The organism is Ensifer sp. Root127 (assembly GCF_001425225.1).
Classification (GTDB): Bacteria; Pseudomonadota; Alphaproteobacteria; order Rhizobiales; family Rhizobiaceae; genus Ensifer; species Ensifer canadensis.
The window spans coordinates 244789-267493 of the sequence record NZ_LMDX01000052.1 but is presented as its reverse complement, the minus strand read 5'-3'; the positions used below and the strand labels follow the sequence as shown (position 1 = coordinate 267493).

Here is a 22705-nt window from a genome sequence, read left to right as displayed (position 1 = left end):
CTGGCCTGTTGTTTGCCGTGCGTCGACATACCATATGTTGTGGAGAACGAATGTGGAACGCAGTGATGTCTGTGATTCGTCGTCGATTCGTTCCGGCTTTGGTCGATGTGTTAACGCAGCGATTCCCATTCCCTGATTCCGGCGAATCAGCCTGATTCTTCGGTTAAAATTTCCTAAACTTTCCAGAGTCTTGGATTCCGAATCCTTTGCCACCTTTAATGCTTCGGCAACCCAGATTAACGCTCGGGGTGCACGGCGCACGCGCTGCCAGAGACCTGATTCAGCATGTGGTGCAATATTGGCAGTTGCAATCTATATGTAGCCGTGAACATACAGTGAATCGAGTGGAGTCAGCGATTCGTCGCCGATTCGTTCCGTGGCTGTTCCGAACCTTAATTTCGCACGTCCAGATATGGTGGTGCGGGCAGGCGCTGGTTTGCCGGGAAATGGTTTTAGTTGCCGGCGCCCCTTGCGTTTGCCGCGGTGCGTGGGCATGTGTTTGCCGCCGGCGCGTAAAGGCGCCTCTTATGTTCTTGAATGCCCGGGATCGATGACGTGTCCGTTCACCCCATGATCCTGAGCGGCCGCGGCGTCACCGCGGTGCTCGGGCCAACCAATACCGGCAAGACGCATTATGCGATCGAGCGCATGATCGCGCACGATAGCGGCGTCATCGGGCTGCCGCTGCGGCTGCTCGCGCGCGAGGTCTATACGCGTGTTGTCGAAAAGGTCGGCCATCACAACGTTGCGCTGATCACCGGCGAGGAAAAGATCACCCCACATCGCGCCCGCTACTCGGTCTGCACGGTCGAGGCGATGCCGCGCGAAACGACGGCGTCCTTCGTGGCGATCGACGAAGTGCAGCTCGCCGGCGATCTCGAGCGTGGTCACATCTTCACCGACCGGCTGCTCTATCTGCGCGGCCGCGGCGAGACGCTGCTGCTCGGGGCCGCGACGATGCGGCCGATCCTCGAACAATTGTTGCCGGGCATCACCGTCGTCGAACGCCCGCGCATGTCGCAGCTGCTCTATGCCGGGTCGAAGAAAATCACCCGCCTGCCGCATCGCTCGGCCATCGTCGCCTTTTCGGCAGACGAAGTCTATGCGATTGCCGAGCTGATCCGCCGTCAGCGCGGCGGCGCTGCCGTCGTGCTCGGGGCGCTGTCGCCGCGCACGCGCAATGCCCAGGTCGCGCTCTATCAGGAAGGCGACGTCGAGTTTCTGGTGGCGACCGATGCGATCGGCATGGGATTGAACCTCGACGTCGACCATGTCGCCTTCGCACAGGACCGCAAGTTCGACGGCTACCAGTTCCGCAACCTCAATCCGGCCGAACTGGCGCAGATCGCCGGGCGTGCCGGGCGGCACCTGCGCGATGGCACGTTCGGCGTCACCGGCCGGGTCGATCCGTTCGACAACGAGCTGGTGCATCGCATCGAGTCACATGAATTCGATCCGCTCAAGGTGCTGCAATGGCGCTCCAAGGCGTTTGACTATGCGTCGCTTGCCGCGTTGAAGCGAAGCCTGGATGCCGCCCCGACAATTCCGGGGCTTGCGCGCGCTCTACCTGCGGTGGATCAGCAGGCGTTCGAACATTTGTCGCGCTATCCCGAAGTGGCCGATCTGGCGACGACGCCGGACCGGGTCGAAAAATTGTGGGAAGCCTGTGCATTGCCGGATTATCGCCGCATTACACCGGCTCAACACGCCGATCTGATCTCCACGATCTACGCCGATCTTGTCCGACGTGGCGCCGTGAACGAAGATTTCATGGCCGAGCAAGTCCGTCGGGCGGATTATACCGATGGTGAGATCGACACACTTTCGGCGCGAATCGCGCAGATCAGAACCTGGACCTATGTGTCGAACCGGCCCGGATGGCTTGCCGATCCGACACACTGGCAAGAAAAGACGCGGGAAATTGAAGATCGATTGTCCGACGCACTACATGAACGGTTGACGAAACGCTTTGTTGATCGCAGGACATCTGTGCTCATGAAGCGCCTGAGAGAGAATGCTATGCTGGAAGCTGAAATCAGTGTGAATGGTGACGTCTTCGTTGAAGGCCATCACGTAGGACAACTAACCGGTTTCCGGTTTACGCTGGCGACCGGCGGAGACGGACCGGATGCCAAGGCCGTGCAGGGTGCTGCGCAGAAGGCGCTGGCGCTCGAGTTCGAAGCGCGTGCGGCGCGTCTGCACGCCTCCGGCAATGGCGACCTTGCGCTATCGTCCGACGGACTGGTGCGTTGGCTCGGCGATCCCGTGGCTCGGCTTGCGGCCAGCGACCATGTCATGCGTCCGCGCGTCATCCTGCTTGCCGACGAGCAGCTGCAGGCCAATGCGCGCGAGCATGTCGTCGCCCGCATCGAGCGTTTCGTGAACCATCATATCGGCACGGTGCTGAAACCGCTTGACGATATCTCGCGCGCCGAGGATCTCGAAGGCCTCGCCAAGGGGCTGGCATTCCAGCTCGTCGAAAATCTCGGCGTGCTGTTCCGCCGCGACGTCGCCGAAGAGGTGAAGTCGCTCGACCAGGACGGTCGCGCCTCGATCCGCAAGTATGGCGTCCGCTTCGGCGCCTATCACATCTTCCTGCCCGCGCTGTTGAAGCCGGCTCCGGCCGAGCTCATTACGCTGCTCTGGGCGCTGAAGAACGATGGCCTCGACAAGGCTGGCTATGGCGATCTGATCCCGATGCTGGCCGCTGGCCGCACCTCGGTCGTTACCGATCCCTCGTTTGAGCGGACGTTCTACAAGCTCGCGGGCTTCCGTTTCCTCGGCAAGCGTGCCGTTCGCATCGACATCCTCGAGCGTCTGGCGGATCTCATCCGTCCGCTGCTGCAGTGGAAGCCGGGTGCGCAGCCGCGTCCCGAAGGCGCCTATGACGGCCGTCGCTTCACCGCGACGACCTCCATGCTCTCCATTCTCGGCGCAACGCCTGACGATATGGAAGAAATTCTCAAGGGGCTTGGCTACCGCGCCGATAGCGTGAAGGCCGAGGATGCCGCAGCGTTCCTGGCAAGCCAGGGCGTGGCGCCTGCAGCCCCGGCCGAGGCGTCCACGGAAGCTGCCGCCGACCACGACGATGCGGATGCAAGCGGTGAAGGCGAACCGGCGGCTGAAACCGAGGCACCTGCCTCCGTCGAGCCGGCGACTGCCGAAGGCGAAGCTGCCGCTCCCCAGGCAGCCGCGGAAGAGGGTGCCGAGGCTGCCGAAGCCAAGCCGGTTCTCCTCTGGCGTCCGGGCACCCGCCAGGACAATCAGCGCCAGGGTGGCCGTCACCAGGGCGATCAGCGCCGTGGCGGTCCGCGCCAGGGGCAAGGCCAAGGCCAGGGCGAGGGACGCGAAGGCGGCCGCAAGGCCGGCGCACCGGCCCGCGGCAAGCGGCACGACGGCAAGCCCGAGGGTGGCCAGCGGCAGGATCGCCATGATCGTCACGATCGCGGCGGCAAGCCGAACGCGGCCAAGTTCGAGGCGCGCCCGCCGCGCAAGGAGAAGCCGATCGATCCGGATTCGCCCTTTGCCAAGCTTGCCGCTCTCAAGGAGCAGATGAAGAAGTAGGAACGCCATGGAGAAACAGTCTGCGTCCAACCCGGCATCGCGCCAGCGTCTCGACAAATGGCTGTTCTTCACGCGCCTGTTGAAGTCCCGCTCGCTCGCCCAAAAGGCGATCGAGGCGGGGCACGTCACTGTCAATGACGAACGGGTCAAGCAGTCCTCCTTCCAGGTGAAGGCGGGCGATGTGCTCGCTGTGTCGCTCGAGCGGCGCGACGTGATCGTGCGTGTGCTTCTGCCCGGCGAACGACGCGGCCCTTTCGATGAGGCGCGGCTGCTCTACGAGGACCTGACGCCGGCGGAGCCGCGGGAAAAGCTCTCGGCTTTTGACCTCGCGACGCGTGAGCCGGGGGCGGGGCGACCCACCAAGAAAGAGCGGCGCGAAACCGACCGGTTGAAGCCCGGTTTCAATCCGCTCGACGATTAGAAAACTCTGCCTTCAGCGCGGCGTTTTGCGCATTGAATATTCTTGCAAAGGGTCCATAAAGCCTTTACCTGACAACCCACGTTGAGTGCATCGGTCTTGCTTCGGCAGCTATGCGCGCCGGACATTCCTAGCATGCGCGGACATGAGCATCACCATTGATTGCGGTCCGCCATCAAACGTGAGCATTGGCTGGAGTACCTCATGACGTATGTCGTGACCGACAATTGCATTCGCTGCAAGTACATGGATTGCGTTGAAGTCTGCCCGGTGGACTGCTTCTACGAAGGCGAGAATTTTCTCGTCATTCATCCCGATGAATGCATCGATTGCGGCGTCTGCGAGCCGGAATGTCCTGCCGAGGCCATCAAGCCAGACACCGAGCCGGGCCTCGATATGTGGTTGAAAGTGAACGCTGATTTTGCCACCAAGTGGCCGAACGTCACCATCAAGCGCGACGCGATGCCGGAAGCCAAGGAAATGGACGGGGTCGAAGGCAAGTACGAGAAGTACTTCTCTGCCGAACCCGGCCAGGGCGACTGAGGCGCTCGGCCTCGGTCCGTGCGCCGAGGCTGGCGAGACGATAATGACCCCGGCGTCAAATCTGGGGAAAATCAGGCTCCGCCCTCGCATCTGCGAGAATGGCGGCTTGATGGCTGCCATGCAGCAAATTATTGATTTCCGCAGTTTTTTGTGATAGGGTCCTTCTACTGATCCACAGAGGGTGTTTTTGCGCGCCCGAAAACCTCACGAAAGCAAACGATCTCCACAGCGCGGTTTTTCCAGATACGCACCGTTGCGTCTCTCTATTGTGACCGCGTTTGATGGGATTGTTTGGGTTCCTTTGGACGGACCAGGATGGACCCACCCGGCGGTATCCCCGTCTATCCCGGGCCTCACTGACCCGGCCCCGGCCAAGAATGGCCGGGTGCGAAACAGGGAGTTTTTGAAACGAATGACGACCCAGCAGAAAAAATCTTCGACACGCCACGGCTTCAAGACCGGTGAATCGATTGTCTATCCGGCCCATGGCGTCGGACAGATCGTCGCTATCGAGGAGCAGGAAGTTGCCGGCATGAAGCTTGAGCTTTTTGTCATCGATTTCGAAAAGGACAAGATGCGCCTGAAGGTGCCGGTCGCCAAGGCCGTCAGCATCGGCATGCGCAAGCTCTCGGAGACCGATTTCGTCGATCGCGCGTTGAAGGTTGTGCAGGGCAAGGCTCGCGTCAAGCGGACCATGTGGTCGCGCCGCGCACAGGAATACGATGCCAAGATCAATTCCGGCGATCTGATCTCGATCGCAGAAGTCGTGCGCGACCTCTACCGCGCAGAAAACCAGCCGGAGCAGTCCTATTCCGAACGCCAGCTCTATGAAGCTGCCCTCGACCGCATGGCGCGCGAAATCGCGGCCGTGAACAAGATGTCCGAGACCGAGGCTGTTCGCCTGGTCGAAGCCAATCTTAACAAGGGTCCGAAGCGCGGCAAGGCGATCGAAGAAGACGACGCCCAGGACGAGGCAGCTTAAAGAGCGCCAGTCCCATACCATCACGACAAGACAAAGCCCGGCCATCGCGCCGGGCTTTTTCGTTTGCACCATTCCTGCTTGCAGCTTTTTCGTCGGGGCGAGGGAACTTTTCTCGCCGGCGCGCATTTATCAAAGCCGGCAGGGATGCGCCGCCTTCCTGCCGGGGCGATCTGGGTGCTCTGATCTTCTGTCAGAATTCAGCTTCGTAGTTTGGAAGTAGGGCGCTGCACCGGTTCTTCAAGCTTCGGTGTCGTCGCACCAGCCGCCGTCGGCGTCGGTCGGGTCCTTCCGTCCGGCCCTTGGACTTCACCCGTTAGCGGCGTCCAGGCGCCCGCCATGGAGCGATCGATGAGGACTCTCACAGCAGACAGGCGCATGATCAAGATTGCGATGGAGGCGCCTTATCTCGAGCGTGAAGAAGAACACGCCCTGGCCACGGCCTGGCGAAACGATCACGATCAGGACGCCCGCAACAAGATCGCCATGTCGCATATGCGGCTGGTCATTTCCATGGCGGCAAAATTCCGCAATTTCGGCCTGCCGATGGGCGATCTCGTTCAGGAGGGGCATATAGGCCTGCTCGAAGCCGCCGCGCGCTTCGAGCCCAGCCGTGAAGTGCGCTTCTCGACCTACGCGACCTGGTGGATCCGTGCCTCGATGCAGGACTACGTTCTGCGCAATTGGTCGATCGTTCGTGGCGGCACCAGTTCGGCGCAGAAGGCGCTGTTCTTCAATCTTCGCCGGCTGCGCGCGCGGCTTGCCCAAGGCGATCGTCAGCTCACATCGCAGGCTATGCATGAGGAAATTGCCGCCGCACTCGGGGTCAGCATTGCCGACGTCCAGACCATGGATGCCCGCCTTTCCGGCAGCGACACCTCGCTGCAGGCACCGGTCGGTGGGGCGGATTCCGATGGGGGAGAGCGCCTCGACTTTCTCGCAAGCGACGCGCCGCTGCCTGACGAACAGGTGAGCGACATGATCGACGGCGAGCGTGCCCGCATCTGGCTGCACGACGCCATGGGTGCGCTGACCGAGCGCGAGATGCGGATCATCCGCGCACGACGTCTGTCAGAGGAAGGCGCAACGCTGGAGGAGCTCGGGCTCGACCTCGGCATCTCCAAGGAGCGGGTCCGCCAGATCGAGACGCGGGCGCTTGAAAAGCTCAGGGCGGCGCTGGCAACCAAGGCTCCGGCGCTGACATCGGTCGTGCACTGAAGCATTTTCGGGAGACGTGCCTACAGCGCCGCGCGTCTTATTAGACGCGCTAAGGTCGCTGTAGCACTTTGAATTGCTGCATGTTTTTATCCTTAAATCGAATAGGATTTAAGGAAACATGCAGTGGGTGGCCATCCCGTCCATAGGACGGGTGAACACGTGATGACGCAGTTGCACGTTCGCGCCGGAAACCTCAACGCGTCAAACGCGCGTCGGGCACGGCAAGCGATTTCGCATCTTTGACACGAAGACATAAGACGGCGTCGGACTGAATGGTGCGGCGCCGTTGGCGTTTATTCGGAAATGATCTTCACCCGGTCGCCCGGCTTGATGGTCGAGGTCACCTGCATGGCGTTGATCAGCCGGAACAGATCGAGCTTGCGGTCGGTACCCATCATCCGGGCCGACAGCATGGCGATCGTCTCTCCGGGCTTGACCACGGCGACGCGGATGCGCAGCGGCTTCAGCGACTGTGCTTCGGCCGGCGTCATCTTGCGGAACGTTGCGCGCAGCTGGTTTGCCGTCGGCTCCAGCGCGCGCGACCCTTTTGGAACGGCAGTCAGGAAGCGGTAGATGCGGTTGTCGATGCGCACGACCGTGACGTCGAAGTCCCAGCGATCGGCAGACGCGCGGGCCGTTGCGGCCTCAAGACCGTTGACGCTGATCGGACGGATGGTATCGGGCTGCAGGCCGGTCACCCAGCCGCTGGCGATGTAATCCGTCAGGCTCTTGCGGGCCGTATCGGCGATGCCGTCGAAACGGATCGCCACGTCGCCGGGGCCGGTTGCCAGGACCGCTTCTGCCTTGTTGTCGATCTGGAAGCCGGTCGGCACGTCGAAACGAATGCCGAGCTGGCCATGCATGAAGGTCTGGCCGCGGACATAGCCTTCCTGCGGGCTGTCGCCATAGAGCAGGCCGTCGATGCCGGCGAGATAATAGTCGCGCCCGCGGTCGCCGCTGGTGCCCTCGGCGCCAAACGCGCGCGCGTGCCGGCGCGCGAGATCGACGCGCTGCGGGGCATTCGGGTGGCTCGATAGGAAGTCGAGGCTCTGGTCTGCTTCCGGATCGACCGCGGAGAAGCGGCTGTAGGCGGCCATGGAATCGAGGAAGCGTGCCGCCGCATAGGGGTCGTAACCGGCCTCGCCCAGCATGCGCACGCCGATGACGTCAGCCTGGAGCTCCTGGTTGCGGGAGAAGGCGGCCAGACGCAGCTTGCCGCGCGCCAGTGCCTGCTTGCCGGCGAGATCCGAGGACAGCACCTCGGAGACGACGCGGCTGGCGATGACTTCCGCCTCTTCGCGCTGCTGGCGCTCGATGCCATGGTTGGCGGTGACGTGCGCCATTTCATGCGACAGCACGGCCGCAACCTCGGACGCGTCATTGGCAAGCGCAAGCAGGCCGCGGGTGACATAGAGATAGCCGCCGGGCAGCGCAAAGGCGTTGATCGCCGGGGAATTGAGAATGGTGATGCGGTAGGACTGCTGCGGGTTTTCCGAGACGGCCGTCAGGGCGCCGGCGATGCGGGCGACCAGCCGCTCCGTCTTTGCGTCCTTGTACTCCCCGCCGTAGCTCGCGACGATGCGCGGGTGTTCGCGCGCGCCGAGCTGGGCACGGGGGTCGTTCTTCTGGACTTCGTCGACGATCTGCGGATTGGAGGACGGCGATACGGTCGGCTCGTAGGTCTGCTCGATCACCGACTGGCAGGCGGAAAGCAGCGTCGTCGCAAGCAATGCAACCACAGCACGTGTCCGGAGGCCTCCGCGCTTGGGCGGGAACCGGTCGTTTCTGACTGTATGACTTTCCATGCCTCAGCCCGTTTCCCGTCCAACGCCACCCCACAACAGGGACTCGGGCGGCGTTGAAAGTCTTACTTTTTCAGCCGGATACGTCCGATCCGGGAAGAGTATTCCAGCCCTGGTCTTGCTGTATCTGATTTCAGCGCCACCTGCCTAGTTTACCCCGGTAGAAATAGTTGCCCCGTGGTATCACGGCAACGGATACGCGAATATTCGTGACGCTCCGGCCGGACAATCCGCGCGTCGCATGGCGCGGCGGTCAAATTGTGGCGGAGTACCACGCGCGCTAGAGCATTTCCGGTTTAGACGACGTCGCGGAAACGCTCTATCTGCCTGTTTCCACGCATTTCCTGACGGAAAACCGCTTCGCACTTTTCCTGGAAATGCTCCAAGATTCCACGTCGCATCACGCGTTGCCGAGAAAGCGGTTGATGGACGCCATATCGCGCCGTTCGAGAAAGCGCTCGACCGGGTCATGGGCGATGATACGCCCCTGGTCCAGAAAAAGCACGCTATCGGCCAGCGCCCTCACGTCATCGGGATGGTGCGTGATCATCAGGATCGTGTTGTTTTCCTGATCATGCAGGTCTTGCAGCAGTGCCCGCATACCGGCCCTCATGCCGGGATCGAGAGCGGCAAAAGGCTCATCCAGCAGCAGCAGCGGGCGATGTCGCACCAAGGCGCGCGCCAACGCCACACGCTGTCGTTCGCCGCCGGACAGCGTCGGCGGCAGGCGCTTGCCGAAGCTGTCGAGCCCGACGCGGCCGAGGGCATCGTCTATCCGTGCGCGATCAGCGACCGACAGGCGAAGCGAGGGGCTGATGCCGAAGCCGACATTGGTCGCGACGTCGAGATGTGCAAACAGGTTGTTGTCCTGAAAGATCACGGAGACGGGTCGTTCTGCCGGCGCCTGTCCCGACATCGTCTTGCCGAGAATGCGAACCTCGCCCCGGTCCGGCTCCTCGAAACCGGCGATGACATGAAAGAGGGTCGACTTTCCCGACCCGGAGGCCCCGGCAACTGCGACGATGCCACCTGGCTGAATGGCGCAATCGAAGTGCAGTGCGGTGGTGTCGTAACGAACGTCGACGCCAACAAGTTCTACCGCCGCCTGGGAATTCATGCGTTTCGTCCTTCCGGCACTCGCCTGTCGCCGGCCGTGCCGAGCATGGTGAAGATCAGGCAGATGAGGCCGAGGAAGAGCGCCAGACCGGCTGCATCCGCGGTGCGATAGCTGCCCATCCGGCTGTAGAGCAGCCATGGAAGCGTGACCATGTCCTGCGAACCGAACAGCGCCACTGCACCAAGGTCGCCGAGCGACAGCGCCATGGCGAAGGAGAACGCCATCAGCAACGGTTTCCGGAGCGGCGGCAAGTCGATCCATCGCAGGCGATGGAAGCCGCGGATGCCGAGGCTTGCTGTCAGTCGGTCGGTGCGTGCGGCATGTGTTGCCATCGCCGGTGCCAGGATCCGGTGCACGAACGGCAGCGCCATCAATGCGTTGATGGCGACGACGATGGCGGGGGCGAAACGGGCGACATCGCCGAAGGGGCGCAGGAGCAGAAACCATCCCGCACCGAGCACGACCGGCGGCACCAGCAGCACCAGCGACGTGCTGGCGGTGACAGTGCCCGCAAATGCCCTGGCCAAGGTCGGGGCGTGGCGACGCGCCACGACGATGCCGGCGGCGCGGATCATCGCGGCGGCCATGGTGACGCAAAAGAATGCCGAGAGGACGGCGATGACAATGCTGGTGACGAGAGCACGATGCACGGTCGGGTCGCCGGCAAGCTTCACCAGATCCGCACGCAGGCCGGAACCGACGACGGCGATCAGCGGTGCGCCGATGAAGAGCAGCGAGAACAGGATCCAGCCGGCGTCGGACGTCCGGGAGAGGCCGGTTCCTGCATCATAGCGTCTGGAGATTTTGCCCGCGGTTGCGCTTTGTGCAGGTTCGGTCGCGACACGCGTTAGAGCCAGGAGCAGGGCTCCGGTCATGACGATCTGTAGGGCGGACAGGGCGATCGCCCGCGGCGGGTCGAAATCGAAGCGCAGCGCCTGGTAGATCGCGACCTCGATGGTGCTGGCGGCAGGCCCGCCGCCGAGCGTCAGCACCAGCGTGAAGCTGGTGGCGCAGAGCATGAAGACGAGGCCGGCAGCACCTGGCAGCAATCCCCGAAGGACCGGCCACTCGACAAAGCGGAAGAGTGCGGCTGGCGGCATGCCGAGATTGGCGGCGGTTCTCCAGTATTCCGAAGGGATGCGCTCGAGCCCGGCGAGAAAGAGACGTGCGATAAGCGGCATGTTGAAGAAGACGTGGGCGAGCAGGATGCCGAAAAGGCCGTAGATGCTGATCGGCTGCTGCAGCCCGAGGCCGGCGAGGGCGGTGTTGAGCGCGCCCTGCCGGCCCCAGATCTCGATCAGCCCGAGCGCGCCGACAAGCACGGGCAGGCCGAGCGGCAGGGCCATCACCCGCAGAACCCAGACGCGGCCGGGAAAGCTCGGCCGGCGCGCAAGCGCCCGTGCGATCGGGATGGCAAGAACAACGGAAAGCAGCGTCGAAAGGCTCGCCTGCAGCAAGGTGAAGCGCGTTACCCGCCAGATATAGGCATCGAACAGCACGCTGTTGCCGAAGTCACCGCTCTGGAGCAAAAGGGCTGCAATCGCCAGGCCGACAAACAGCAGGATACCGCCGAGACTTAAAGTCCCGGCGGTCATCGTGATGCGATTTTCGGCAGGCGCGAACAAATGCGCCTCAGTTCTTGCTAATGGCGGCCAGCCATTCGTCGATCCAGGCCTTGCGGTTCGCCGCCACCTCTTCCGACGGCAGCAGGAAAGTCTTCTCCGGATTGACCAGCTTGCTAAAAGCCTCCGGCAGCGGCTCCTTGGTCGCCGCGACCGGCATCATCCAGTTGGTCGTCGGAATGATCGACTGGAACTCCGGGCCGGTCATGAAGGCGAGAAACTGCTTGGCAAGCTCCGGCTCCTTGGCGCTCTTGGTCATGCCGGCAACTTCGATCTGGATGTAGTGACCTTCCGAGAATTCGGCCGCCTGGTAGCGGTCGGTGTTTTCCGCCACCATGTGGTAGGCGGGCGACGTGGTGTAGGAAAGCACCATCGGCGCTTCGCCCTTGGTGAAGAGGCCATAGGCTTCCGACCAGCCCGGCGTTACGGTCAGTACCCTGTCCTTGAGCTTGGCCCAGGCGGCGCCGGCTTCGTCGCCATAGACGGCCTTGACCCAGAGAAGCAGACCGAGGCCCGGCGTCGAGGTGCGCGGATCCTCGATGACGATCTTCTGAGAGGCGTCGCCTTCGACCAGTTCCTTCAGGCTCTTCGGCGGCGTCTTCAAGGTCTGGGTGTCGTAGACGACGGCGAAATGGCCGTAGTCATAGGGAAGGAAGGTGTCGTCGGTGAAGTCGCCGGGTACCTTGACGTTGGCAGGCTCGATGCCGTGCGGCGCGAAGAAGCCGGTGGCCTTGGCCTCGGCGACGAGGTTTGTATCGAGGCCGAGCACGATGTCGGCCTTGGAGGCCGCGCCTTCGAGCTTGAGGCGGGTCAGAAGCTCGACGCCATCGGCGACGCCGACATAGGTGACCTTGCATTCGCAGGTCTTCTCGAAAGCTTCGGCGACCTTGGCACCCGGCCCCCATTCGGTGATGAAGCTTTCATAGGTGTAGACGGTCAGCGTCTTGTCGGCAGCAACGGCATTGGCCGCGAAGACAAGTCCTGCCGTCGCGGCAAGCGCTAGCCGGCTAAGAACCTTGAGTTGCGATGAATTGGACATGGCAGGCACCTCTCCCTAAAAATGATGTTGCATGGGAAAAGGGCGTATCGATCCGATCGCGTCTAATCCCTCCGCCGGTATGAGCCGGATCAGGTTCCGCGGGTTGGCGTTCAACGCCTCTCAGCCTTCGGCCGCCATGCGGTCGGAAGGCACCCCGTTAGAGCGGGTAGAGATTTACCGCCGAGCCGGTTTGATGGCAAGCGAAGTTTGAGGACGGCAAAAGCGCCCGCCCCGCATTTTCGCGCCGCGGCGCATGGGGTAAAATCGTCGGCAGAGTTTGCAGACGCCGAAGGAGCCTGCGATGACTGACATGCTCGTTCGCCTTTATGCACTGCCGGCACAAGCGAGATCACCGCTTGCTGACGGTATCGGCATTCACCGCGCAATGGCACCCGAACGAAGCTTGTTGTTCCCTGGATCGAGCAGACATTTGGCTCCGGCTGGGCGGGCGAGGCGGAGGCGGCCTTCAGATCGACGCCGACGTGCATGCACATCGCGGTGTTCGAGGACCGGATCGTCGGCTTTGCCTGCCACGATGTCACAGCGCTCGGTTTCTTCGGGCCGACGGGCGTCGACGAGGCCATGCGCGGACGGGGATCGGCGAGGCGCTCTTGCGCGTGAGCCTGACGGCGATGCGTGACGCAGGCTACGGTTACGCCATCATCGGCGGCGTCGGCCCGGCCGAATTCTACCGACGCACGGTCGGCGCCATCGAGATCCCCGATTCCAACCCCGGGATCTATGCGGAGATGCTGTTTCCCGATACCTTGCCCGAAGATCACTGACAACGAGGACGCAAAATCGCCGGATCGCGCCCTTGTTCGGTTTTCTTGCTTTTCCTTGCCCGTGCCTTTGCGCTATGGGCTTTGCCATGGCCCGATCCACCTTCACCATTCTGCTCGGCGGTGCACTGACCCCGACCGATCGCCTTGCGCGCCAGCTCGCAGGCAGCCGCTTCGTTGCGGCCGATGGCGGCATGCGGCATGCGCGGGTGCTATCCGTGACCCCCGACGTCTGGGTGGGCGATTTCGATTCGACCGAGGAGGCGCTGCTCGCGGAATTTGCCGATGTCCCGCGCGAGCCCTATCCCGCCGCCAAGGCTGCGACCGATGGCGAAATCGCTGTCGAGGCGGCGCTGTCGCGTGGCGCCGAAGCCTTGATCTTTGCCGGCGCGCTCGGAGGATCACGCAGCGACCATGCCTTCCTGCACCTGCTTCAGGCTGCTTCGCTGGCCGAACGTGGGTTGCCGGTGTTCATGACCTCGGGTGAGGAGGAGGCCTATCCGCTGCTTGCAGGCGAGATCGAAATCGATCTGCCGAAGGGCAGCCTATTCTCGATCCTCGGACTGACCGATCTCATCGGGCTTACGATCGTCAACGCGCGTTATCCGCTCACCGATTTCACGTTGCCGTTCGGGTCTTCGCGCACCGTTTCCAATGTCGCGGAGGGTCCCCTTCGCATTTCCCTCGACACCGGCCGGGCGATCGTTCTCGCCCGCCCCTATGACCTTTCCGGAGCCTGAGCCTTGGCGCCTCCCATTCTGAAACTCGACGATATCTTCCTGACCTTCGGTGGCACGCCGCTTCTGGCCGGCGCCAACCTGCAGGTGGAGCCGGGGGATCGCATCTGCCTTGTCGGGCGCAACGGTTCCGGCAAATCGACGCTGATGAAGATCGCCGCCGGTCTTGCCGAAGCGCAATCGGGCGAGGTCTTCCGCCATCCGTCCTCGACCGTTCGCTACCTGCCCCAGGCACCGGATTTCGAAGGCTACGACACGGTGCAGGCCTATGCCGAGTCGGGCCTTGGCCCAAGCGACGACCCGTATCGCGTCGCTTACCTACTGCAGCACCTGGGTCTGACCGGCGAAGAAGACCCGGCACGCCTTTCCGGCGGCGAGGCGCGCCGCGCAGCGCTTGCCCGGGTGATGGCGCCGGAGCCGGATATCCTGCTGCTCGACGAGCCGACCAACCATCTCGATCTGCCGACGATCGAATGGCTCGAAGACGAGCTGACCCGCAGCCGTTCGGCCCTGGTGCTGATCTCGCACGACCGGCGCTTCCTCGAAAAGGTCTCGAACGCGACGGTCTGGCTCGATCGCGGCCAATCCCGCCGGCTCGACCGCGGCTTCGGCCATTTCGAGGCCTGGCGCGACGAGGTGCTGGAGGCGGAAGAGCTGGAGCAGCACAAGCTCGGCAAGGCGATCGAGCGCGAGGAGCATTGGCTGCGCTACGGCGTTACCGCCCGGCGCAAGCGCAACATGCGTCGTCTCGGCGAATTGCAGGACATGCGCTCGCGCCATCGCGGCCACAAGGGGCCGCAGGGCTCCGTTCAGGCGGCGGCTTCCGACGCCAAGGAATCGGGCAAGCTGGTGATCGAGGCGGAGAAGATCACCAAGGCTTACGGCGAGCGGACGATCGTTGCGCCGTTTTCCATTCGCGTGCACCGTGGCGACCGGATCGGCCTTGTCGGCCCGAACGGTGCCGGCAAGACGACGCTTTTGAAGATGCTGACCGGGCAGATCGAGCCGGATACCGGCACGGTGAAACTCGGCACCAATCTTGAGATGGCGACGCTCGACCAGAAGCGCGAGGATCTCAACCTCGACGATACGCTGGCCCACTACCTGACCGACGGCCGGGGCGAGAGCCTGATTGTCAACGGCGAGCAGCGCCATGTCACCGGCTACATGAAGGACTTCCTGTTCCAGCCGGAGCAGGCGCGCACCCCGATCCGCGAACTGTCGGGCGGTGAGCGCGCCCGGCTGATGCTGGCACGCATTCTCGCCCGCGCCACCAACCTGCTGATCCTCGACGAGCCGACCAACGATCTCGACATCGAGACGCTGGACTTGCTTCAGGAGGTCGTCGCCGGCTTTGCCGGAACCGTCATCCTCGTCAGCCACGACCGCGACTTCCTCGACCGCACCGTGAGCTCGACCATCGCGCCGGCCAATCCCGAAGCGCCTGACGGCCGCTGGATCGAATATGCCGGCGGCTACACCGACATGATGGCGCAGCGCAAGGGCGCGATCGAAGAGCGGCGCAAGACGGAGAAGGCGGAAAAGGCCAAGGTGGCCGATGCCGCTGCCCCCGCAGCCGAGGCACCGAAGGCCAAGGGCAAGCTCTCCTACAAGCAGAAGTTTGCACTCGAAAACCTGCCGAAGGAAATCGCCAAGGCGGAGGCGGAGGCAGCCAAGCGCGAGGAGCGGATGGCCGACCCCAACCTCTTTGCCAAGGACCCGAATACGTTTGCGAAACTGGCGAAGGAGCTGGAAAAGCTTCGCGGCGATCTCGCCCGCATGGAAGAGGAATGGCTGGAACTGGAGATGCTGCGCGAGGAGCTCGAGGGCTGAGCCTCGCCGCTCCCGCGTTGAAAGTTGGCAAGGGGTATGATAAGGAAAACTTATTATATCTCTCGTGAACGATCCTGATGCCGACAAAACTCGAATCCGAAACCATCGGCATGTTGCTGACCGATGTCTCCCGCCTTCTGCGTGGCGCTTTTGACCGCAAGGTCAACGCCATGGATCTCGGCATCACGCCCGGTGAAGCGCGCACGCTGATCCAGGTGGCGCTGACCGAGGGCATCAAGCAGGCGGAAATCGCCACGCGCATGGGCATCGAGCCGATGACGCTGTCGGCCTATCTCGACCGGCTGGAGGCGATGGAGCTGGTTGCCCGTCTGCCCGACCCGGCCGACCGCCGCGCCAAGAACGTCGTCATCACCGACAAGGCCGATCCGCTGCTCGCCGAGCTGATGGCGGGGCTGCGCGAGATGATGAATGCCTATACGGAAGGGCTCGACGAGGCGACGCGCGACATGCTCTGCGCCAACCTGCGTATCCTGCGCGAAAATTTGCGCGGCCTCGATCCGTGCGTCGCCGGCAAGGAGAAGGGTGCAAAGCCATGACGCGCCGCATGAGCGAACGGCGCACCAGCATCATCGGCGCCTTCCTTGTCGCGCTCGGCCCCGTTTCCATGGCGCTCTATACACCGGCAATGCCCGAACTGGTCCGCGCCTTCTCCTCCAGCGAGGCGGCGATCAAGATGACGCTGTCGCTCTACTTCGCAGGCTTCGCCTTCGCACAGCTGGTTTCGGGCACGCTCTCCGACGTCATCGGCCGCCGGCGCACGACGCTGATCTTCATGACCATCTACCTCGCCGGCAGCCTGATGGCAGCCTTTGCCCCATCGGTCGCGGTCCTGCTCGCCGGGCGCCTGGTGCAGGGCATCGGCGCCTCCGTCGGCATGACGGTTGCGCGCGCCATCGTGCGCGACCAGTTCACCGGCCTTCAGGCGGCGCGGATCATGAACATGATCGGCATGATGCTGGCCATCGGGCCGGCGGTGTCGCCGACGCTCGGCGGCCTGGCGCTTGGCCTCTTCGGCTGGCAGTCTATCTTCTTCCTGATGGTCGGCTTTGCGCTGATGGCCTGCGTTTGCGTGCAGTTCTTCATGGCCGAAACCGCGACGCCCGATCCGGCCAAGGGCCATCTGCGGCCGATCCTTGCCGCCTATCGCGAGCTTCTGACAGATACCCGCTTCGTCTCCTCGACCCTGGTGATTGCCGGCGCCGTCGGCGCGCTCTACGCCCAAGCGACGATGCTGCCCTTCGTCCTGATCGGCACGGTCGGGCTGACGCCGACCGAATTCGGCGTCGGCATGCTGATGCAATCCGGTTTCTTCTTCTCGGGCACGGTCACGGTGCGGCTGTTAATGCGGCGGTTCACGCCGCAGGCGCTGGTGCCGGTCGGTCTTTGTTTCATCGCGCTCGGCAGTGTGGCGCTCGCCTACACCATGCACGCGCTCGAACCGAGCTTCCTGGCGGTGATGGCGCCGGTCGGCGTCTACGCCTTCGGCATCGCCTTCGTCATGCCCTACATGATGACGGCGGCCATGGCGCCTTTCCCGCATATCGCCGGTACGGCGTCGGCGATGATGGGCTTCATCCAGATGGGCGCCGGCCTTCTCGGCGGCGCCTTGGCGGCCGTTGTCGGCGTGCCGGTGCTGGCGCTCGGCACGATCATTCCGAGCTTCGGCCTTCTCTGCGTGTTCAGCTATCTCTGGTATCGCCGCACCGTTCGCCTGACGCCATTGGCGGCGCCAGTCGATGGCACGCAGCCCCTGCCGGAAGCGGCTGAATAAGACGAAACGAAAAAGCCTCCGCGACCCGGGTCGCGGAGGCTTTTTCTTGTCAGGTGCTTGCCGCTTTTAACGGTTGCGTGCAGCCAGCGTGCGCAGGCGCAGCGCATTCAGCTTGATGAAGCCGGCAGCATCCTTCTGGTCGTAGGCGCCCTGGTCGTCTTCGAAGGTGACCAGCTTGTCGGAATAGAGCGACTTCGGGCTTTCGCGGCCGGTGACCATGACATTGCCCTTGTAGAGCTTCAGCGTCACTTCGCCTTCGACATGCTCCTGGCTCCTGTCGATCGCCGCCTGCAGCATCTCGCGCTCCGGCGAGAACCAGAAGCCGTAATAGATCAGCTCGGCGTAGCGCGGCATCAGCTCGTCCTTGAGGTGGGCGGCGCCACGGTCGAGCGTGATCGATTCGATCGCGCGGTGTGCCGACAGCAGGATGGTGCCGCCGGGGGTCTCGTAGACGCCGCGCGACTTCATGCCGACGAAGCGGTTTTCGACGAGGTCGAGCCGGCCGATGCCATTGTCGCGGCCGTAGTCGTTGAGCTTTGCCAGCAGGTTTGCCGGCGAAAGGCGCACGCCGTTGATCGAGACGGCGTCGCCGCGCTCGAAACCGACCTTGATGACGGTTGCCTTGTCGGGAGCCGCTTCCGGCGAGATCGTGCGCATGTGCACGTATTCCGGGGCTTCCTGCGACGGATCTTCCAGAACCTTGCCCTCGGAGGAGGAGTGCAAGAGGTTGGCGTCGACAGAGAAGGGAGCCTCGCCCTTCTTGTCCTTGGCGACCGGGATCTGGTGCTTCTCGGCGAATTCGAGCAGGTCGGTGCGGCTCTTGAACGACCAGTCGCGCCATGGAGCGATGATCTTGATGTCGGGGTTGAGCGCGTATGCCGACAGCTCGAAGCGAACCTGGTCGTTGCCCTTGCCGGTGGCGCCGTGGGCGATCGCGTCAGCGCCGGTCTTCTTGGCGATGTCGATCAGGTGTTTGGAAATCAGCGGACGCGCGATGGAGGTGCCGAGCAGGTAGACGCCCTCATAGACGGCGTTGGCGCGAAACATCGGGAAGACGAAATCGCGCACGAACTCTTCGCGCACATCCTCGATGTAGATTTCCTTGATGCCGAGCATCTCGGCCTTCTTGCGCGCCGGCTCCAGTTCTTCGCCCTGGCCGAGGTCTGCCGTAAACGTCACAACTTCGGCGCCGAGTTCGGTCTGCAGCCACTTCAGGATGATCGAGGTGTCGAGACCGCCCGAATAGGCGAGAACGACCTTTTTCACGTCTTTATGCGATGCCATGGTTTCCGTCCGTCTGGTCTTGGAAGAGGGCGGCGTGCCGCCTTGGAAATTCTGCGGCACTTTATCCGGAACACGCCTGGATACAAGCGGAAGAACGCTGCGACACCCAAATCCGCTGGCAAAAGCCGACGCACCGGAATAGACGAGGTCACCGAGTGTTCCAGGAATCGCGCACATGGACTTCCTTCCCAGCCTGCCCACGCTGTTCGGCTTTGCTGCCGCCACGCTGCTGCTTGCGGCAACGCCGGGGCCGGACATGACGCTTTCGATCAGCCGCGCGCTGTCGCAAGGCAAGAAGGCCGCCCTATTCGTGGTGCTCGGGACGAGCTTCGGCATCGTCGTTCACACCCTACTGGTCGCCTTCGGCATCTCGGCGCTGATCACGGCCTCGCCTGCTGCGTTCATGGTGCTGAAGACCGGAGGTGCCGCCTATCTGCTCTGGCTTGCGGTTCAGGCGATCCGCCACGGATCGACGCTTTCGGTCAAGACCGTCGAAGGTTCCGGCGGTACGGCTCTTTCCAACGTCTCGTCGGGCTTCTGGGTAAACCTGCTCAACCCCAAGGTCATCATCTTTTTCATGACTTTCCTGCCGCAGTTCGTCAGCGCCAACGATGCATCGGTGACGGGCAAGCTTCTGTTCCTCGGCGCGATGTTCATCGTCATCGGCATGCCTGTAAACATGCTGGTGGTATTTACCGCCGACTGGCTGTCCTCCTGGCTGCAGCGCAACAAGGGGTTCATGCGGGCGCTCGACTACAGTTTTGCCGGCGTCTTCCCTGTCTTTGCGGTGAAGATCTTCATGACGACGGCGCGATAGGGCGTCTTCGGAGGGTTTCGCCCCTCATCTGCCTGCCGGCATCTTCTCCCCGCATGTGGGGAGAAGAGCACGTGCTGCATCGTTCGGCGGCAACGGCGATCGCCGGAGCAGCATGGGGAGACGTGTGAAACGGTAGATGGCACTTCACGCCGTTTGCCGGAGAACGGCTGAGAGATTGCCACTTGTCTCTTCTCCCCGTCTTTACGGGGAGAAGATGCCGGCAGGCAGATGAGGGGCAAGCTCTGATCGCCCCGTAAGCGACGGGGTCAGCCGATGAGCAGCGCGTCGTCGTCGAGCGTCTGGCCGCGGATGCGGCGGAACATGGCGATGAGGTCCTCGACCTGCAATTCCTTGCGGCTGTCGCCGGCAACGTCGAGCACGATCTCGCCGCCATGCAGCATGACGGTGCGATGGCCATAGTCGAGCGCCTGGCGCATCGAGTGGGTAACCATCATCGTCGTCAGCCTGCGCTCGGAAACGATCTTCTGGGTGAGGTTCATAACGAACTCGGCCATCCCGGGATCAAGGGCGGCGGTATGTTCGTCGAGCAGCAGCACTTCGGAGCCGGCAAGTGTCGCCATGACCAGCGAGACCGCCTGGCGCTGGCCGCCCGAAAGCAGGTCCATGCGGTCGCCCATGCGGTTTTCGAGGCCGAGATTAAGCTCGGCGATGCGCTCGCGGAAATGTTCGCGGCGCTTCGGCCCGAGCGCTGCCATCAGGCCACGCTTCTCGCCGCGCTTGGCGGCGAGCGCCAGGTTCTCTTCGATCGAAAGCGCACCGCAGCTACCGGTCAGCGGATCCTGAAACACGCGGGCGACAAGGCCGGCGCGAGCGGCGGTGCCCTTGCGGGTCACATCGGTCTTGCCGATCGTCACCTGGCCCGCACTCGGCAGCACGTCGCCGGCGAGAACGCCGAGCAACGTCGATTTGCCGGCGCCATTGGAGCCGATGACGGTGACGAAGGAGCCCTGCTCGATTGTGAGGTCGACGCCGTTCAGCGCCTGCTTCTGCAGCGGCGTTCCCTTGCCGAAGACGACCTGGATGTTCTTGACGCTGATCATGCCGCACCTCCGCGACGAAGTCGGGGAAGGATGAGGGCGAAGGTGACGAGCACGGCGGTCACGAAATTGAGATCGGAGGCCTGCAAGCCGAGCATGTCGGTCGACAGCGCCAGCTGGATGGCGATGCGATAGAGGATCGAGCCGAGCACGCAGCCGATCAGCGCGATCAGGATGCCGCGGGCGCCGAGCAGCGTCTCGCCGATAATGACGGCTGCAAGGCCGACGACGATGGTACCGACCCCGGAAGTGACGTCGGCAAAGCCGTTGGTCTGGGCAAAGAGCGCGCCGCCGAAGGCAACGAGCGCGTTCGAGATCGCCATACCGAGATAGATCTGCCGGTTGGTGTCGACCCCTTGCGCACGGGCCATGCGCGCATTGGCGCCGGTTGCCCGCATCGCAAGACCCGCATCGCTTTCGAGGAAGCGCCAGACGACGATGACGGCAACGAGCACCAGGATGCCGATGAACAGCGGGCGAACGTAGAAATCACGAAGCCCCAGGCCAAAGAACGGCGAGAGCATGGTGTCGGCGTTGATCAGCGCGACGTTGGGTTTGCCCATCACGCGCAGATTGACCGAGAACAGCGCGATCATCGTCAGGATCGAGGCCAGCAGATTGAGGATCTTGAAGCGCACGTTGAGCATCGCCGTGACGATGCCGGCGGCGGCACCCGCCACCATGGCGACACAGGCCGCGATCCACGGGTTGACGCCGGCGATGATCAGCACCGCGGTCACCGCGGCGCCGAGCGGGAACGAACCGTCGACCGTCAGGTCAGGGAAGTCGAGAACCCGGAATGCGAGAAAGACGCCGACGGCGACAAAGGCGTAGACCAGCCCCAGTTCGACGGCTCCCCAGAAAGCGATTTGACTCAAACCCCCGACCCTCTTTTTTTGCCGCGCGCCTTAAGCTTGTTCTATCAGCGCGGCGTCTCCGGTTGGCCATGACGTCCAGAGATCCGGCGTCGGCGCAGCTTCAAACTGTCAGAGCGCATCTTGCGTGCCCCGAGGGAAACGCCGTGCTCCAATAACGAACCGCCCTCGTATGGAACGAGGGCGGCCAAAACGCAATAAACTTGAACCTGAAAAGGCTCAAAGCCTTATTCGACAACGCGTGTAGCGCGCTTGACGACACTTTCCGGAAGGGTGACGCCCATCTTTTCAGCGGCCTTCTTGTTGATCACCAGGTCGGAACCGGCGGCAACCTTGACGGCGATATCACCCGGGTTTTCGCCCTTGAGGATGCGAACGACGATTTCGCCGGTCTGCTTGCCGACATCGTAGTAGTTGAAGCCGAGAGCCGCGAGCGAGCCGCGCGCGACCGAATCCGTGTCAGCGGTGAGGAGCGGCAACTTGGCTTCCTCAGCCACGGCGATCGCACCTTCGAGCGCGGAGATGATCGTGTTATCGGTCGGAACGTAGATCACGTCGGCGCGGCCGACGAGTGCGCGGGCCGCACCCTGGACTTCGGCCGACTTCGTTGCCGCGGATTCGACCACGGTCAGGCCGGCCTTTTCGGCTTCCGTCTTCAAGACTGCCAGAAGCGACACGGAGTTGGCTTCGCCGGAGTTGTAGAGGTAGCCGATCGACTTGGCGTTCGGCAGGATTTCCTTGATCAGCGCGACGTGCTCGGCGACCGGCGACATGTCGGAAAGACCGGTGACGTTGCCGCCCGGCTTGTCCATGTCCTTGACCAGTTGTGCGCCGATCGGGTCGGACACGGCGGTGAAGACCACCGGAATATCGCGCGTCGAGGAAACGACGGCCTGGGCCGACGGGGTCGAGATCGGAACGATGACATTAGGCGCTTCACCGGCGAACTGGCGGGCGATCTGTGCTGCGGTCGCCGGGTTGCCTTGGGCGGACTCGTAGAGGAACTTGAGGTTTTCGCCCTCCTTGTAGCCGGCTGCGGCCAGCGCGTCCTTCACACCGTCGCGTGCGGCATCGAGAGCCGGGTGTTCGACGATCGCGGTTACGGCGACGGTCACCTCATCGGCGCGTGCGGGCAGGGTAAATGCCACCGTGGCGGCAAGGGCGACGAGAAGTGAGCGCATGGGTGTCCTCCTAGATTGATTGCCCGCTTTCTTAGGAAACCGGT

18 protein-coding genes, 1 pseudogene and 1 riboswitch are annotated in these 22705 nt (G+C 63.2%); of the genes and pseudogenes, 11 read left to right on the top strand and 8 right to left on the bottom strand.

Annotated elements, in window-relative coordinates; translation table 11 throughout:
• Window positions 1–570 precede the first annotated feature (570 nt).
• The 5 genes from ASD03_RS33780 to ASD03_RS33760 all read left to right on the top strand — a co-directional run bounded on the left by ASD03_RS33780 (window position 571) and on the right by ASD03_RS33760 (window position 6722).
• Window positions 571–3564 carry a DEAD/DEAH box helicase gene (locus ASD03_RS33780; protein WP_063997122.1) on the top strand — a complete coding sequence of 998 codons (2994 nt, stop codon included), beginning with the start codon at window positions 571–573 and terminating at the stop codon, window positions 3562–3564.
• Window positions 3565–3571: 7 nt separating this feature from the next.
• The gene (locus ASD03_RS33775; RefSeq protein WP_057210875.1) at window positions 3572–3985 is read left to right on the top strand and encodes an RNA-binding S4 domain-containing protein; all 414 of its coding nucleotides are present in this window, start codon (window positions 3572–3574) and stop codon (window positions 3983–3985) included.
• A gap of 201 nt (window positions 3986–4186) precedes the next feature.
• On the top strand, window positions 4187–4525 hold the full coding sequence (gene fdxA, locus ASD03_RS33770) for a ferredoxin FdxA (RefSeq protein ID WP_025425217.1): 339 nt from the start codon (window positions 4187–4189) through the stop codon (window positions 4523–4525).
• A 412-nt stretch (window positions 4526–4937) separates the two neighbouring features.
• On the top strand, window positions 4938–5507 hold the full coding sequence (locus ASD03_RS33765; protein ID WP_025425216.1) for a CarD family transcriptional regulator: 570 nt from the start codon (window positions 4938–4940) through the stop codon (window positions 5505–5507).
• Between the two features lie 348 nt (window positions 5508–5855).
• The gene (locus ASD03_RS33760; RefSeq protein WP_025425215.1) at window positions 5856–6722 is read left to right on the top strand and encodes an RNA polymerase factor sigma-32; all 867 of its coding nucleotides are present in this window, start codon (window positions 5856–5858) and stop codon (window positions 6720–6722) included.
• A 293-nt stretch (window positions 6723–7015) separates the two neighbouring features.
• Here the strand turns inward: ASD03_RS33760 and ASD03_RS33755 are convergent, their stop codons facing one another.
• From ASD03_RS33755 to thiB, 4 genes are all read right to left on the bottom strand, one after another.
• Complete coding sequence (locus ASD03_RS33755; protein WP_025425214.1) at window positions 7016–8527, bottom strand: M48 family metalloprotease; 1512 nt, start codon at window positions 8525–8527, stop codon at window positions 7016–7018.
• Window positions 8528–8924: 397 nt separating this feature from the next.
• Complete coding sequence (locus tag ASD03_RS33750) at window positions 8925–9641, bottom strand: ATP-binding cassette domain-containing protein (protein ID WP_025425213.1); 717 nt, start codon at window positions 9639–9641, stop codon at window positions 8925–8927.
• Window positions 9638–11242, bottom strand: coding sequence for a thiamine/thiamine pyrophosphate ABC transporter permease ThiP (gene thiP, locus ASD03_RS33745; RefSeq protein WP_025425212.1), 1605 nt, complete (start codon window positions 11240–11242; stop codon window positions 9638–9640). The genes ASD03_RS33750 and thiP overlap by 4 nt, the downstream gene beginning before the upstream one ends.
• Window positions 11243–11273: 31 nt before the next feature.
• Entirely contained in the window at window positions 11274–12302 is a 1029-nt protein-coding gene (gene thiB / locus ASD03_RS33740; RefSeq protein WP_025425211.1) for a thiamine ABC transporter substrate binding subunit, read from the bottom strand.
• Window positions 12303–12351: 49 nt separating this feature from the next.
• Window positions 12352–12469: riboswitch (TPP riboswitch) on the bottom strand.
• Window positions 12470–12603: 134 nt separating this feature from the next.
• On the opposite strand from thiB, the pseudogene ASD03_RS33735 reads away from it, so the two are divergent.
• From ASD03_RS33735 to ASD03_RS33715, 5 genes and pseudogenes are all read left to right on the top strand, one after another.
• Window positions 12604–13087, top strand: a pseudogene (locus tag ASD03_RS33735) (GNAT family N-acetyltransferase).
• Between the two features lie 86 nt (window positions 13088–13173).
• Window positions 13174–13824, top strand: coding sequence for a thiamine diphosphokinase (locus ASD03_RS33730; protein ID WP_025425210.1), 651 nt, complete (start codon window positions 13174–13176; stop codon window positions 13822–13824).
• 3 nt (window positions 13825–13827) lie between these two features.
• Complete coding sequence (locus ASD03_RS33725; RefSeq protein WP_025425209.1) at window positions 13828–15654, top strand: ABC-F family ATP-binding cassette domain-containing protein; 1827 nt, start codon at window positions 13828–13830, stop codon at window positions 15652–15654.
• Window positions 15655–15731: 77 nt separating this feature from the next.
• Window positions 15732–16211 carry a MarR family transcriptional regulator gene (locus ASD03_RS33720; protein ID WP_025425208.1) on the top strand — a complete coding sequence of 160 codons (480 nt, stop codon included), beginning with the start codon at window positions 15732–15734 and terminating at the stop codon, window positions 16209–16211.
• A complete protein-coding gene (locus ASD03_RS33715) occupies window positions 16208–17446 on the top strand; it encodes a multidrug effflux MFS transporter (protein ID WP_025425207.1) in 1239 nt (412 codons plus the stop codon). Before ASD03_RS33720 ends, ASD03_RS33715 begins: the two co-directional genes overlap by 4 nt.
• A 66-nt stretch (window positions 17447–17512) precedes the next feature.
• On the opposite strand, the gene ASD03_RS33710 is transcribed toward ASD03_RS33715, so the two are convergent.
• Window positions 17513–18730 carry an argininosuccinate synthase gene (locus ASD03_RS33710; protein ID WP_025425206.1) on the bottom strand — a complete coding sequence of 406 codons (1218 nt, stop codon included), beginning with the start codon at window positions 18728–18730 and terminating at the stop codon, window positions 17513–17515.
• A gap of 175 nt (window positions 18731–18905) precedes the next feature.
• Between ASD03_RS33710 and ASD03_RS33705 the strand changes: the two genes are divergently transcribed.
• A complete protein-coding gene (locus ASD03_RS33705; protein WP_025425205.1) occupies window positions 18906–19547 on the top strand; it encodes a LysE family translocator in 642 nt (213 codons plus the stop codon).
• A gap of 266 nt (window positions 19548–19813) precedes the next feature.
• On the opposite strand, the gene ASD03_RS33700 is transcribed toward ASD03_RS33705, so the two are convergent.
• The 3 genes from ASD03_RS33700 to ASD03_RS33690 form a co-directional block, all read right to left on the bottom strand.
• Complete coding sequence (locus tag ASD03_RS33700; protein ID WP_025425204.1) at window positions 19814–20608, bottom strand: ABC transporter ATP-binding protein; 795 nt, start codon at window positions 20606–20608, stop codon at window positions 19814–19816.
• Window positions 20605–21483 (bottom strand): ABC transporter permease, encoded by an 879-nt coding sequence (locus ASD03_RS33695; protein WP_025425203.1) that lies wholly within the window; start codon window positions 21481–21483, stop codon window positions 20605–20607. The genes ASD03_RS33700 and ASD03_RS33695 overlap by 4 nt, the downstream gene beginning before the upstream one ends.
• Window positions 21484–21707: 224 nt before the next feature.
• Window positions 21708–22661 (bottom strand): ABC transporter substrate-binding protein, encoded by a 954-nt coding sequence (locus tag ASD03_RS33690; protein ID WP_025425202.1) that lies wholly within the window; start codon window positions 22659–22661, stop codon window positions 21708–21710.
• Between the last annotated feature and the right edge of the window lie 44 nt (window positions 22662–22705).

Bases quoted from the DNA above. Each gene is read 5' to 3' on its own strand.
- ASD03_RS33705 (WP_025425205.1), top strand. From the start codon at position 18,906: ATGGACTTCCTTCCCAGCCTGCCCACGCTGTTCGGCTTTGCTGCCGCC.
- ASD03_RS33755 (WP_025425214.1), bottom strand. From the start codon at position 8,527: ATGGAAAGTCATACAGTCAGAAACGACCGGTTCCCGCCCAAGCGCGGA.
- ASD03_RS33700 (WP_025425204.1), bottom strand. From the start codon at position 20,608: ATGATCAGCGTCAAGAACATCCAGGTCGTCTTCGGCAAGGGAACGCCG.
- ASD03_RS33710 (WP_025425206.1), bottom strand. From the start codon at position 18,730: ATGGCATCGCATAAAGACGTGAAAAAGGTCGTTCTCGCCTATTCGGGC.
- ASD03_RS33720 (WP_025425208.1), top strand. From the start codon at position 15,732: ATGCCGACAAAACTCGAATCCGAAACCATCGGCATGTTGCTGACCGAT.
- ASD03_RS33765 (WP_025425216.1), top strand. From the start codon at position 4,938: ATGACGACCCAGCAGAAAAAATCTTCGACACGCCACGGCTTCAAGACC.
- ASD03_RS33775 (WP_057210875.1), top strand. From the start codon at position 3,572: ATGGAGAAACAGTCTGCGTCCAACCCGGCATCGCGCCAGCGTCTCGAC.
- ASD03_RS33715 (WP_025425207.1), top strand. From the start codon at position 16,208: ATGACGCGCCGCATGAGCGAACGGCGCACCAGCATCATCGGCGCCTTC.
- fdxA (WP_025425217.1), top strand. From the start codon at position 4,187: ATGACGTATGTCGTGACCGACAATTGCATTCGCTGCAAGTACATGGAT.
- ASD03_RS33690 (WP_025425202.1), bottom strand. From the start codon at position 22,661: ATGCGCTCACTTCTCGTCGCCCTTGCCGCCACGGTGGCATTTACCCTG.
- ASD03_RS33750 (WP_025425213.1), bottom strand. From the start codon at position 9,641: ATGAATTCCCAGGCGGCGGTAGAACTTGTTGGCGTCGACGTTCGTTAC.
- thiB (WP_025425211.1), bottom strand. From the start codon at position 12,302: ATGTCCAATTCATCGCAACTCAAGGTTCTTAGCCGGCTAGCGCTTGCC.
- ASD03_RS33780 (WP_063997122.1), top strand. From the start codon at position 571: ATGATCCTGAGCGGCCGCGGCGTCACCGCGGTGCTCGGGCCAACCAAT.
- ASD03_RS33760 (WP_025425215.1), top strand. From the start codon at position 5,856: ATGAGGACTCTCACAGCAGACAGGCGCATGATCAAGATTGCGATGGAG.
- ASD03_RS33730 (WP_025425210.1), top strand. From the start codon at position 13,174: ATGGCCCGATCCACCTTCACCATTCTGCTCGGCGGTGCACTGACCCCG.